Origin of the sequence: Enterobacter sp. ECC-019, assembly GCF_043974075.1 — a bacterium.
Taxonomy (GTDB): Bacteria; Pseudomonadota; Gammaproteobacteria; order Enterobacterales; family Enterobacteriaceae; genus Enterobacter; species Enterobacter asburiae_D.
In genome coordinates, this window is record NZ_CP143759.1 from 1,645,213 (window position 1) to 1,656,788 (window position 11,576).

General features: G+C 55.7%; 14 protein-coding genes. 12 read left to right on the plus strand and 2 right to left on the minus strand.

The features are described from left to right. Positions 1-44: 44 nt before the first annotated feature. The 4 genes from iraP (at position 45) to adrA (ending at position 3,436) form a co-directional block, all read left to right on the plus strand. The gene (gene iraP, locus V1566_RS07675; protein WP_024906786.1) at positions 45-305 is read left to right on the plus strand and encodes an anti-adapter protein IraP; all 261 of its coding nucleotides are present in this window, start codon (positions 45-47) and stop codon (positions 303-305) included. A 99-nt stretch (positions 306-404) separates the two neighbouring features. Further along, entirely contained in the window at positions 405-1,820 is a 1,416-nt protein-coding gene (phoA, locus tag V1566_RS07680) for an alkaline phosphatase (protein WP_395305507.1), read from the plus strand. A gap of 89 nt (positions 1,821-1,909) precedes the next feature. Continuing rightward, complete coding sequence (gene psiF, locus V1566_RS07685; RefSeq protein WP_008503278.1) at positions 1,910-2,230, plus strand: phosphate starvation-inducible protein PsiF; 321 nt, start codon at positions 1,910-1,912, stop codon at positions 2,228-2,230. A gap of 102 nt (positions 2,231-2,332) precedes the next feature. Beyond that, positions 2,333-3,436 carry a diguanylate cyclase AdrA gene (gene adrA, locus V1566_RS07690; protein WP_395305508.1) on the plus strand — a complete coding sequence of 368 codons (1,104 nt, stop codon included), beginning with the start codon at positions 2,333-2,335 and terminating at the stop codon, positions 3,434-3,436. A 16-nt stretch (positions 3,437-3,452) separates the two neighbouring features. Here adrA and proC read toward each other — a convergent pair whose 3' ends face one another. Beyond that, the gene (gene proC, locus V1566_RS07695; protein ID WP_395305509.1) at positions 3,453-4,262 is read right to left on the minus strand and encodes a pyrroline-5-carboxylate reductase; all 810 of its coding nucleotides are present in this window, start codon (positions 4,260-4,262) and stop codon (positions 3,453-3,455) included. Positions 4,263-4,359: 97 nt separating this feature from the next. Here proC and V1566_RS07700 point away from each other — a divergent pair, with 97 nt between their 5' ends. The 5 genes from V1566_RS07700 to ppnP all read left to right on the plus strand — a co-directional run bounded on the left by V1566_RS07700 (position 4,360) and on the right by ppnP (position 6,996). Next, the gene (locus tag V1566_RS07700; protein ID WP_010428006.1) at positions 4,360-4,818 is read left to right on the plus strand and encodes a YaiI/YqxD family protein; all 459 of its coding nucleotides are present in this window, start codon (positions 4,360-4,362) and stop codon (positions 4,816-4,818) included. 143 nt (positions 4,819-4,961) lie between these two features. After that, positions 4,962-5,486 (plus strand): shikimate kinase AroL, encoded by a 525-nt coding sequence (gene aroL / locus V1566_RS07705; protein WP_395305510.1) that lies wholly within the window; start codon positions 4,962-4,964, stop codon positions 5,484-5,486. 44 nt (positions 5,487-5,530) lie between these two features. Next, positions 5,531-5,722: a protein YaiA gene (yaiA, locus tag V1566_RS07710; protein WP_032661588.1), complete on the plus strand. Its 192-nt coding sequence runs from the start codon at positions 5,531-5,533 to the stop codon at positions 5,720-5,722. A gap of 237 nt (positions 5,723-5,959) precedes the next feature. Then, entirely contained in the window at positions 5,960-6,637 is a 678-nt protein-coding gene (locus V1566_RS07715; protein WP_395305511.1) for an AroM family protein, read from the plus strand. A 71-nt stretch (positions 6,638-6,708) separates the two neighbouring features. After that, the gene (ppnP, locus tag V1566_RS07720) at positions 6,709-6,996 is read left to right on the plus strand and encodes a pyrimidine/purine nucleoside phosphorylase (protein WP_025756214.1); all 288 of its coding nucleotides are present in this window, start codon (positions 6,709-6,711) and stop codon (positions 6,994-6,996) included. Between the two features lie 49 nt (positions 6,997-7,045). Here ppnP and rdgC read toward each other — a convergent pair whose 3' ends face one another. After that, on the minus strand, positions 7,046-7,960 hold the full coding sequence (rdgC, locus tag V1566_RS07725; RefSeq protein ID WP_023310540.1) for a recombination-associated protein RdgC: 915 nt from the start codon (positions 7,958-7,960) through the stop codon (positions 7,046-7,048). Positions 7,961-8,083: 123 nt separating this feature from the next. Here rdgC and mak point away from each other — a divergent pair, with 123 nt between their 5' ends. The 3 genes from mak (at position 8,084) to V1566_RS07740 (ending at position 11,552) form a co-directional block, all read left to right on the plus strand. Next, entirely contained in the window at positions 8,084-8,995 is a 912-nt protein-coding gene (mak, locus tag V1566_RS07730) for a fructokinase (protein ID WP_395305512.1), read from the plus strand. A gap of 97 nt (positions 8,996-9,092) precedes the next feature. Beyond that, positions 9,093-10,250 (plus strand): DDE-type integrase/transposase/recombinase, encoded by a 1,158-nt coding sequence (locus V1566_RS07735; protein ID WP_395303785.1) that lies wholly within the window; start codon positions 9,093-9,095, stop codon positions 10,248-10,250. A 315-nt stretch (positions 10,251-10,565) separates the two neighbouring features. Continuing rightward, positions 10,566-11,552: an IS110 family transposase gene (locus tag V1566_RS07740; protein ID WP_395304634.1), complete on the plus strand. Its 987-nt coding sequence runs from the start codon at positions 10,566-10,568 to the stop codon at positions 11,550-11,552. The last annotated feature ends 24 nt before the right edge of the window (positions 11,553-11,576 follow it).

Genomic DNA, 11,576 nt, shown 5'->3' on the forward strand with positions numbered 1-11,576 from the left:
TCAGAATGCTAACTTCAGACAAAACTGAAAAAGGAACTGGCACGATGAAAAATCTCATTGCTGAATTGCTGGTCAAGCTGGCACAAAAGGAAGAAGAGTCAAAAGAGCTGGTTGCTCAGGTCGAAGCGCTGGAAATTGTGGTCACCGCGCTGCTGCGACAAATGGCGAAAACCGATCAACAGGCGTTGATTGAGAGCGTGGAAGGCGCGCTGGACAGCGTCAGGCCTGAATCGCAGGTTCCGGTTGAGGATGCCGAGATGCTCCACCAGTACGTAAAGAAGCTGTTAAGGCATCCGCGCAGCTAAACCGTCACAGGACGTAACGACGTGTCATAGAATTGTCATGCAGTATGCCTATAGTCGCTCTGTTTTTATTTTTATGTATTTGTACATGGAGAAAATAAATTGAAACAGAGCGCACTTTTCATCGCATTACTTCCCCTGTTAATTACCCCTGCCATTTATGCCGATACTGCCCAAACCAGCGTGCTGGATAATCGTGCGGCAAAAGGGGATATCACCCAGCCTGGCGGCGCACGCCGTTTATCAGAAGATCAAACTGCCGCTATTCGCGCTTCGCTGAATGATAAGCCGGCGAAAAATATTATTCTGCTTATTGGCGATGGAATGGGCGATTCCGAAATCACGGCGGCGCGAAATTACGCCGAGGGTGCGGGCGGATTTTTTAAAGGCATCGACGCATTACCGCTGACCGGACAATATACCCATTACGCGCTGGATAAAAAAACCGGTAAACCGGATTACGTAACGGACTCCGCGGCCTCTGCCACGGCGTGGTCCACCGGCGTGAAAACCTATAATGGCGCGCTGGGGGTGGATATTCACGAAAAAGATCATCAAACCCTTCTCGAGATGGCAAAAGCGGCGGGTCTGGCGACCGGCAACGTCTCCACCGCTGAACTTCAGGATGCGACGCCCGCGGCGCTGGTGGCGCACGTGACCTCGCGTAAATGCTACGGCCCGTCAGTGACCAGCGAAAAATGCCCAACGAACGCGCTGGAAAAAGGCGGCAAAGGCTCGATTACGGAACAGCTGCTGAATGCGCGTCCTGACGTGACCCTGGGCGGCGGCGCGAAAACCTTCGCGGAAACCGCGACGGCCGGCGAGTGGCAGGGCAAAACGCTGCGCGAGCAGGCGCAGGCTCGCGGCTATCAGCTGGTGAGTGACGCCAGTTCGCTGGCAGCAATTACCGACGCGAACCAGGACAAACCGCTGCTGGGGTTATTCTCTGACGGCAACATGCCCGTGCGCTGGGAAGGCCCAAAAGCCTCATATCACGGCAATATCGATAAGCCTGCCGTGACCTGTACGCCAAACCCAAAACGTACGGACAGCATACCGACCCTGGCGGCGATGACCGATAAAGCCATCTCTCTGCTGAGCAAGAGCGAAAAAGGGTTCTTCCTGCAGATAGAAGGCGCATCGATCGATAAACAGGATCATGCCGCGAATCCGTGCGGCCAGATTGGCGAAACCGTCGATCTGGACGAAGCGGTGCAGAAGGCGCTTGAGTTCGCAAAAAAAGACGGCAACACCCTGGTGGTTGTCACCGCGGATCATGCGCACGCCAGCCAGATCATTCCGCCAGATACCAAAGCCCCGGGCCTGACGCAGGCGCTGAACACCAAAGATGGTGCCGTTATGGTGCTGAGCTACGGCAACTCTGAGGAAGAGTCCATGGAGCACACGGGCACCCAGCTGCGCATTGCAGCCTATGGCCCGCACGCGGCAAACGTGGTAGGCCTGACCGATCAAACGGATCTGTTCTACACCATGAAGGCGGCGCTGGGTCTTAAATGATAAAATCCCGGCGGAAATCACATCTGTCGGCTGGTTTTTTTCCTGTCTCGAACCAGACTTACAGGGAATGTTCACAAAAGGATGGTGCAATGAAAACAACATTACTGGTTACTCTGCTCTCTGGCCTGTTCCTGGTCGCTTCGGCGAACGCGGAAGAGAAAACGTTGACGCCTCAACAACAGCGTATGACCACCTGTAATCAGCAGGCCACGTCTCAGAGTCTGAAGGGAGATGCTCGCAAGACCTACATGAGTGACTGCCTCAAAAATGGCGCCTCGAAACCCGCTGAAAAAAGCCTGACCCCGCAGCAACAAAAAATGCGCGAGTGTAATGCGAAAGCAACCGAGCAGTCCCTGAAAGGGGACGATCGCAGCAAGTTCATGAGTGCCTGCCTGAAGAAAAAAGTGTAGTTCTAACGGGTGAGCGGCTTCGGCGGCTCACCCGAAATTTCATACTTTCCCCGCAGACCCCCTCTCTATAATTTGGGAAATTGTTTCAGAATATTCCCAAAAATGATGAATGATGAAACGTATTACAACAAAAAGCGCATTCGGGAAGAGTGGAATTTAACCCTTTCTCAGGATGACCCTCACCGTGCCGGCATTCAGTTTGCCCGCCGAGTTAGGCTGGCGCGCGCCGTCGGGCTGGCGGCGATGTTTTTCCCGGTTGCGGGGATGCTGGTCACCCATTTTTTACCCGGAGGCTGGTGGCTTTTACTGGTGGGGTGGTCGTTCGTCTGGCCCCATTTCGCCTGGCAGCTATCCTGCCGTGCCGCTTCACCTCATCAGCAGGAAATTTTCAATCTTAAAATCGATGCCATTATTGCCGGGCTCTGGATCGGCGTGATGGGGATGAATGCGTTACCCACGGCAGCGCTGGTGATGATGGTGGGGATGAATATGATGGGTTCCGGGGGCTGTCGTCTGTTTATCCCCGGGATCGCATTGACGCTGCTCTCCGCGCTGGTGACCCTGCCACTCGTCGGGAAGGTGGCCGTCTTCAACCCCGACCCCGTAGAGTGGAGCCTAACGCTGCCCGTACTCATGCTTTATCCCATGCTGTTTGCCTGGCTCAGCCACCGCACCGCCGTCAGGCTTGCGGAGCATAAGCGGCGGCTGGAAATGATGAGCACCCGCGACGGCATGACCGGGGTCTTTAACCGCCGACACTGGGAAATGCTGCTGCGAAATGAATTTGAGCATTGTCGGCGCGACCATAGCACCGCCACGATATTGCTGATTGATATCGACCACTTTAAAAACATCAACGACACCTGGGGGCACGACGTGGGCGACGAGGCGATCATCGCTATTACGCGTCAACTCCAGCGGTCAGTACGGTCAGGCGATGCGATCGGCCGGTTTGGTGGGGATGAGTTTGCGGTGATCATGTCGCAGACAGCGGCGGAAAGCGCCATCGCCGTGATGTCACGGTTGCATGAGCGGCTGGAAAACCTGACGTTACCGTGCGCGCCAAAAGAAGCGCTGCGCATCAGCGTCGGTGTTGCCCCCTGGGGACCGCAGTTTGGACACTATCGGGAATGGCTGAAGGCGGCTGACGTGGCGCTGTACAAGGCGAAAAATGCCGGGCGCGGCCGCACCGAAGTGGCGGCCTGACGCCCGACGGAGAGGATCAGGATTTACTCAGCTTCTCTGATTTTTCCATGCATTTTGCCATCGCTTCAATGACCGCCGAGCGGAACCCGCGCTCTTCCAGCACCCGCACCGCTTCGATGGTGGTACCGCCCGGGGAGCAGACCATATCTTTCAGTTCACCCGGGTGTTTGCCGGTTTCCAGCACCATTTTGGCGGAGCCCATGACGGCCTGCGCGGCGAATTTATACGCCTGCGCGCGCGGCATTCCGCCAAGCACGGCGGCGTCGGCCATCGCTTCTAAAAACATGAAAACATAGGCAGGGGCTGAACCACTCACGCCAACCACCGGATGGATCATCGATTCGGCAATTACTTCAGCTTCACCGAAGCAGCGGAAAATGTTCAGCACATCGGCCACTTCTTCTGTGGTCACCAGCGCGTTAGGCGTGACGGAGGTCATGCCGGCGTTGACCAGCGACGGTGTGTTCGGCATCGCGCGGACGATTTTACGATCGTGACCCAGCGCACGCGCCAGCTGATCTAGCGTGACGCCCGCGGCAATCGACACGACCAGCGTCTCTTTATTCAGGCTGGAGGTGATATCGCTCAGCACTTTGATCATGATGTTTGGCTTGACGGCGCCAAAGACGATATCGGCGACCTGGGCCACTTCCTGCGCGCTTTCGGCAGCGTTGATCCCGTATTGATCGCGCAACGCGGTGACCTTGTCCGGTGACGGGGTATAGACCCAAATCTGACCCGGCAGCACCTGCCCGCTGGCGATCAGACCGCCCAGGATGGCTTTGCCCATGTTACCGCAGCCGATAAACCCGATTTTCTTGTCCATCACGATTCTCCGTCATTATGCGTTGTTTTCTCTGATTGATAGCTTAACAACGAAATGCAGGCGACAATAGTCGACAGAGTCATTATGGGGAGACAATATGGCGATTTGGGTTGATGCGGACGCGTGTCCGAATGTGATTAAAGAAATTTTATTTCGCGCCGCCGAGCGCGTTCAGATGCCGCTGACGCTGGTGGCGAACCAGAATATTCGCGTACCACCTTCGCGGTTCATCCGCTCTTTGCGCGTGCCTGCCGGGTTCGACGTGGCGGATAACGAAATTGTTCGTCTGTGCAGCGCGGAAGATCTGGTGATCACGGCGGATATTCCGCTGGCCGCTGAAGTGCTGGAGAAAGGGGCGGCGGCGCTCAATCCGCGCGGGGAGCGTTACTCGCCTTCGACCATTCGGGAAAAGCTCACCATGCGCGATTTTATGGATACGATGCGGGCCAGCGGCGTGCAGACCGGTGGACCGGACAGCCTGTCCCAGCGCGACCGTCAGCAGTTCGCTGCCGAGCTGGATAAATGGCTGCTGGAAGTGAAGCGCCGCACAGCGTAATGATAATTATTGTCAATTTGTGGTACAGTGTGGCCTCCACAGGGTTGTCATCCCGTACCGCTTTGCAGTAAAGTAATCGCAACATCTTCTGCAATTATTTCTTTACACTCTTCAGCCATTCGGCATCAAGGGGAACACCTGGCATGACCCAACCCATCTTTTTAGTCGGCCCGCGCGGCTGTGGGAAAACCACCGTTGGCCTGGAGCTGGCACGCGTGTGTCATCGCCAGTTTGTTGATACCGACCACTGGCTGCAAATCGAGGCCGGAAAAACCATCGCTGAGATCGTTGAGCAAGAGGGATGGGAGAGCTTTCGCGCACGCGAAACCGCCGCGCTGAAAGCGGTCACTACCCCGTCTGCCGTGATCGCGACCGGTGGTGGCATTGTTCTGGCGGAGTGTAATCGCCGCTTTATGCGCGAAAAGGGAATTGTGATTTATCTCAGCGCGCCGGTGTCGGCTCTGGTAGGGCGTCTGGAAGCGTTTCCGGAAGAGGGGCAACGCCCCGCGCTGACCTCCAGGCCGCTCAACGAAGAGGTGAGTGAAGTGCTGGCCGAACGCGATGCGTTATACCGCGAAGCGGCTCACCACGTGGTGGATGCGTCAGCGTCTCCCGAAGACGTTGTGATTCAGATTATTACCGCCCTGCGTTTGGCTTGTGCCAGCTAACCGGCGTCTATACTTATAGCTCAGACATAAAAAAAGGATGAGCTATGCCAACCAGACCTCCCTATCCGCGTGAAGCGCGCATTGTTACCGTTGAAAAAGGCCATACGGGTCATACCGTGACCTGGTATCAACTGCGTGCCGATCATCCCAAACCGGACTCGCTGATCAGTGAACATGAGACTGAACAGGAAGCGCTGGACGCGAAACGGCGCTACGAAGATCCCGATAAAACCTGAATGTTTTCCTAAACGCTCCAATATCGTGCCTGAATCACACTTTTTACTCATCGGGAAAGTTAAGCAGGAGTTAATATTTAGTTATTACAAGTAACTCCGGTATCGGCAGGCGATCTTTACATTTCGATGTTGGGATCACCTGCTACGCTTGGTCCTGTTTTGTTTAAAAAACGAACTGTACAGCGTAGTGAGCCTGTACCTGTATACACGATGTTGGAGTAATGGAAGGCGATAAAAATGAAGGCAACGTTGGCGATCCTCACCATTGGTGTGGTCCCTGTAAGCGAAGTGTTACCGCTCTTAACCGAGCATGTATCTGAACAACAGATAACGCATCTCAGTCTGCTGGGGAAGATAAGTCGGGAAGAGGTCATGGAAGACTACGCTGTCGAGGCGGGGGAGGATCCCCTGGCGACGTTATTAAGTGACGGTAAACTGGCGCACGTTTCACGCCAGAAAATCGAGCGCTCGCTGCAGAGCGTGATAGAAGTGCTCGATAATCAAGGTTACGACGTTATTTTGCTGATGAGTACCGCACCCATTAAGGGGCTTACGGCGCGTAATGCTATTTTGCTGGAGCCGATGCGGATCATTCCACCGCTGGTGGCCTCTATCGTTGACGGTCATCAGGTGGGGGTGATTGTTCCCATTGAGGAACTCATGGATAACCAGGAGGCAAAATGGCACGTGCTGGAAAAAGTGCCCTTGTATGCGCTGGCAAATCCGTTTTGGGACAGTGAGGCCAAGCTCATTGCTGCCGGGAAGGAACTGCTTGAGAGAGGGGCAGATGTGTTGATCCTGGACTGCCTGGGTTTCCATCAGCATCATCGTGACTTGCTGCAAAAAGCGCTGGATGTGCCCGTGCTGTTATCCAACGTTCTGATGGCGCGTCTGGCGTCGGAACTCCTCATGTAATGATTTTGCGTGACAGGTGATGAGCATGGCCCCTATAGTGAATTTTTATCTATAAATATAAGGGCCAGTTCATGCTTCAAAGTAACGAATACTTTTCCGGTAAAGTGAAATCCATTGGTTTTACCAGCAGCAGCACTGGCCGCGCCAGTGTCGGCGTGATGGCTGAAGGGGAATACACCTTTGGCACGGCGGAAGCTGAAGAAATGACGGTCGTCAGCGGCGCGCTGAACGTCTTACTGCCGGGTGAAACGGAATGGAAAGTTTACGCTGCCGGACAAGCTTTCAACGTCCCTGGCCACAGCGAATTTCATTTGCAGGTGGCTGAACCTACCTCTTATCTGTGCCGCTACCTGAAATAAAAAAATAAGCCGGGTGGCGCTAACGCTTACCCGGCCTACGTTTTGTCTGTTATCTCTGCGCTTCGCCGCCGAGACCTTCCACCAGATTCTGAATCAACGCGGCCAGCTCGCCGGTCATCAGGATGAAGTCCGCGTCAAAGCGCTGGGCGTAATCTTCCCTGTCGATATCTTCGTTCTGATCGCGCAGCTCGTCGCAGAACTTCAGACGCTTCACGGAGCCGTCGTCGCACATCACGAACTGAATACGCTGCTGCCAGTCGAGCGCCAGTTTAGTGACCACTTTACCCGCTTCGATGTGTACGGCGATCTCGTCGCTCACCAGATCCTGCTTCTTCGCGCGGATCACGCCGCCATCTTCCAGTAGGGCTTTCAGCTCGGCTTCATCAAGGATCTGGAAACCCTGTGCCGCAGCACCGCTGCGGACCCATTCGGTCAGCGTCAGCTCGATCGGCGTTTCAAGCGCCAGCGGAACGACCGGTAAAGATCCGATGCTTTTGCGCAGCAGGGCCAGCGTATCTTCTGCTTTCTTGGCGCTGGCGCAGTCCACCATGATCAGCCCGTTGACGGTGTCGATCCACATCATGGTCTGGCTGAAGCGGCTGAAGGCGCGCGGCAGCAGGGAGTGCAGCACTTCGTCTTTCAGCGAATCTTTCTCGGTCTTTTTCAGCTTGCGGCCCTGTTCGGCTTCCAGCTTGAAAATTTTCGCTTCGAGCGCCTGCTTAACCACGGGTGTCGGCAGGATTTTCTCTTCTTTACGGGCGCAGACGATGATTTGACCCGTGCTGCTGGCGTGGGTCAGTGCATCGCTTTGTGAACCCATTGGCGGAACCCAACCGGTTTTCGCCATATCCTGGCTACCGCAAGGGGAAAAGGTATAAGCGGCTAACTGTTTTTCCATCTCTTCTGCACGCAGCGAAACGTCGCGGCTGAGACGGTAAACCATCAAATTTTTGAACCACAGCATGATAATTTCCACGGCCTTGTCGTTAAATCAGCGGGCATGATAACGAATTGTCGCATCGCTTGCATTGCTAATCGGGAAGCGTGCTTCTACTCTGTTGATAATCAAAATAATGAGGAGAGTCTTGTGCGTATTGGGATCGATTTGGGCGGCACCAAAACAGAAGTTATCGCACTGAGCGAGCAGGGGGAGCAGCTGTTTCGCCATCGTCTGCCGACGCCGCGCGATGATTATCACCAGACTATCGAGACGATTGCCAGACTGGTTGAGATGGCAGAGCAGGCGACAGGGCAAACCGGCAGCGTCGGGATGGGGATCCCGGGGTCGATCTCGCCCTATACCGGCGTGGTTAAAAATGCTAACTCCACCTGGCTCAACGGTCAGCCGTTTGATAAGGATTTAAGCCAACGTCTGAACCGGGAAGTGCGTCTGGCCAACGACGCCAACTGCCTGGCGGTCTCTGAGTCCATCGACGGCGCGGCGGCCGGTGCCCAGACCGTGTTTGCCGTGATCATCGGTACCGGCTGCGGCGCGGGCGTGGCGTTCGGCGGGCGCGCCCATATCGGCGGCAACGGTACGGCAGGCGAGTGGGGACATAACCCGCTGCCGTGGATGGATGAAGATGAGCTTAAATACCGCGCCGAAGTGCCGTGCTACTGCGGAAAGCAAGGCTGTATTGAGACGTTTATCTCCGGCACCGGTTTTGCGACCGACTACCACCGTCTGAGCGGCCAGCCGCTCAAGGGCAACGAAATCATGCGTCTGGTCGAAGAACAGGATCCGGTCGCCGAGCTGGCGCTTAGCCGCTACGAAATGCGGCTGGCGAAATCCCTGGCGCACGTGGTGAATATTCTCGATCCGGACGTGATTGTGCTCGGCGGCGGCATGAGCAACGTCGACCGGCTGTACGCCACGGTACCGAACCTGGTGAAACGGTGGGTCTTCGGCGGCGAGTGCGAAACCCCGATCCGCAAAGCGCTGCACGGTGACTCCAGCGGCGTGCGCGGCGCGGCGTGGTTATGGCCAGTAAATTCGTAGGCCCGGTAAGCGAAGGGTATGAACCGGAAACATGGGTAACACTTTAGACCGGATACATGGGTAACAGTTATAACTGGCATAGAAGAGGAGACTCGCTATGCCCTGGACTGAGACCCGACCTATGCAACGCCTTGATTTTATCCGTGCCTGCCATGCAGGTACGGACTCCTTCTCCGCTCTTTGCCGTCTTTTTGGCATCAGCCGTAAAACCGGCTATAAATGGCTTCAGCGTTTTGATCCCTCTGACCTGTCATCTCTCTCTGACCGGTCGCGCGCGCCACACTCCCACTCCCGGACGGTTCCTGATGATATCGCCGGACAGCTTACGGCCCTGAGGCAAAAATACCCTGACTGGGGTCCCAAAAAACTGCGGATGTGGCTGCTCAATCATCACGTCGATTTTACCGTCCCTGCTGCCAGCACTATCGGCGATATCCTCAAGCGTGAAGGCCTGGTTCCGGATAAAAAGCGAAAACGCAGAACCCCGGGCAATCGCCAGCCCCTGACCATCATCAGTGAGAACAATCAGGTCTGGAGCGCTGATTTTAAAGGCAAGTTCAGGCTGCTGAGCCGGGAATACTGCCATCCCTTCACCCTGACCGACAATCACAGCCGGTATCTTCTGAGCTGCCGGGGAACGGACCGGGAGAGCGAGCCCTTCGTCAGGCAGTGCCTGACGGATGCGTTCCTGGAGTACGGTCTGCCGGAAGTCCTGAGAACGGATAATGGTCAGCCGTTCGCGGGAACAGGTATTGCCGGGTTAAGTCGCCTTGCAGTCTGGCTGATAAAGCTGGGCATCAGACCGGAACGTATCAGAAAGGGGCATCCGGAAGAAAACGGCCGTCATGAGCGAATGCACCGCTCGCTGAAAAGTGCAGTGAAACAGGGCAACACCTTCATGACGATGGAAGAACAACAGCGGTGGTTCAGTGACTACCGGGAAGAATTTAACCACGAAAGACCGCATGAAGCCCTGGCGGGTGCAACGCCCGGAACGGTGTGGAAGCCCTCAGGCCGTCACTGGGATGGCAGGGTTCCTGAATATGCTTATCCGGAAGGCGGTACGGTCTACAGGGTGAAATCGAGGGGGACACTCTACATGGGGAAAAAGGGGACGGTGTTCCTGAGTGAAGCGCTGACTGATGAGTACATCATGCTGGAAGAACAAGATGATGGCCTTGAGGCCATCATCTTTAACGGAATAACGCTTGCGTACTATGACCGAAGAACCCAGAGTGTGCTCCGGATAGACTAAAAGTGTTACCTATGTTCCCGGTCTGATCTGTCACCTATGTATCCGGTCATACAGCAGCGCCACCGGGCGAATTCAGGCAGCCGCAAAAAAAAGCCGGGTGGCGGCTACGCCTTACCCGGCCTTGTATTATCCTTCCGTGCAGAAAGAACCGGCCAGTACTTTCTGCCATGCAGTCCACATGCCGTACCCGGCCTTAGGCCACGCGCCTGTGTTGTAGATCCCTGCAGTGGACTGCACCTTCTCCACAAGTGACAAACCGGACAGTATCATGGACCGGTTTTCCCGGTAATCCGCATTCACAAGGTTGGTTTCACTATGGAACAGGAACTTCACTTTATTGGTATCGACATCTCCAAAGCTAAGCTGGATGTCGATGTGTTGCGACCTGATGGCCGTCACCGCAGCAAAAAATTTACTAACACACCTAAAGGTCACGAGGAGCTGCTCAGCTGGCTCCGCAGCCATAATGTGGCTCAGGCACATATCTGCATGGAAGCGACCAGCACCTATATGGAAGACGCAGCAGCATCCCTCAGCGATGCCGGTTTCACCGTATCCATCATCAACCCGGCTCTTGGTAAAGCCTTTGCGCAGAGTGAAGGCCTGCGCAGTAAAACCGATGCCGTTGATGCCCGTATGCTGGCAGAGTTCTGCCGGCAGAAGCGTCCGGTAGCCTGGGAGGCACCTCATCCGCTGGAGCGCGCGTTGCGGGCGCTGGTGCTGCGTCACCAGTCCCTGACAGACATGCACACGCAGGAGCTGAACCGTCGTGAGACGGCGCGGGAGGTGCAGATGCCGAGTATTGATGCGCACCTTCTGTGGCTGGAAGCGGAGCTGAAGCGGCTGGAGAAACAGATAAAGGACCTGACGGATGATGACCCGGACCTGAAGCACCGGCGAAAACTGCTGGACAGCATACCGGGTATCGGTGAAAAGACATCCGCGGTGCTGCTGGCGTATGTGGGGCTGAAGGACAGGTTCGGTCAGGCGCGGCAGTTCGCGGCTTTCGCAGGACTGACACCGCGGCAGCATGAATCCGGAAGCAGCGTACACAGGGCAGGCAGGATGAGTAAGGCAGGCCATGTCTCGCTTCGCAGGGCGCTGTATATGCCCGCGATGGTGGCGCTGTACAAAACGGAGTGGGGAAAAGCGTTCAGGGCGCGTCTGGAAAAGAACGGCAAGGGAGCGAAGCTGATAATCGGAGCGATGATGCGCAAGCTGGCGCAGGTGGCGTATGGCGTCCTGAAATCAGGACGCCCGTTCGATGCCACATTACATCAGGAAAATGCTTGCGTGGCATAACAGTATCTACAGATAGAGTGGACC

What these genes read in the sequence shown, in the direction of transcription:
- iraP (WP_024906786.1), top strand. Translation starts at nt 45, where the DNA reads ATGAAAAATCTCATTGCTGAATTGCTGGTCAAGCTGGCACAAAAGGAA.
- psiF (WP_008503278.1), top strand. Translation starts at nt 1,910, where the DNA reads ATGAAAACAACATTACTGGTTACTCTGCTCTCTGGCCTGTTCCTGGTC.
- adrA (WP_395305508.1), top strand. Translation starts at nt 2,333, where the DNA reads ATGATGAATGATGAAACGTATTACAACAAAAAGCGCATTCGGGAAGAG.
- proC (WP_395305509.1), bottom strand. Translation starts at nt 4,262, where the DNA reads ATGGACAAGAAAATCGGGTTTATCGGCTGCGGTAACATGGGCAAAGCC.
- V1566_RS07700 (WP_010428006.1), top strand. Translation starts at nt 4,360, where the DNA reads ATGGCGATTTGGGTTGATGCGGACGCGTGTCCGAATGTGATTAAAGAA.
- aroL (WP_395305510.1), top strand. Translation starts at nt 4,962, where the DNA reads ATGACCCAACCCATCTTTTTAGTCGGCCCGCGCGGCTGTGGGAAAACC.
- yaiA (WP_032661588.1), top strand. Translation starts at nt 5,531, where the DNA reads ATGCCAACCAGACCTCCCTATCCGCGTGAAGCGCGCATTGTTACCGTT.
- V1566_RS07715 (WP_395305511.1), top strand. Translation starts at nt 5,960, where the DNA reads ATGAAGGCAACGTTGGCGATCCTCACCATTGGTGTGGTCCCTGTAAGC.
- ppnP (WP_025756214.1), top strand. Translation starts at nt 6,709, where the DNA reads ATGCTTCAAAGTAACGAATACTTTTCCGGTAAAGTGAAATCCATTGGT.
- rdgC (WP_023310540.1), bottom strand. Translation starts at nt 7,960, where the DNA reads ATGCTGTGGTTCAAAAATTTGATGGTTTACCGTCTCAGCCGCGACGTT.
- V1566_RS07735 (WP_395303785.1), top strand. Translation starts at nt 9,093, where the DNA reads ATGCCCTGGACTGAGACCCGACCTATGCAACGCCTTGATTTTATCCGT.
- V1566_RS07740 (WP_395304634.1), top strand. Translation starts at nt 10,566, where the DNA reads ATGGAACAGGAACTTCACTTTATTGGTATCGACATCTCCAAAGCTAAG.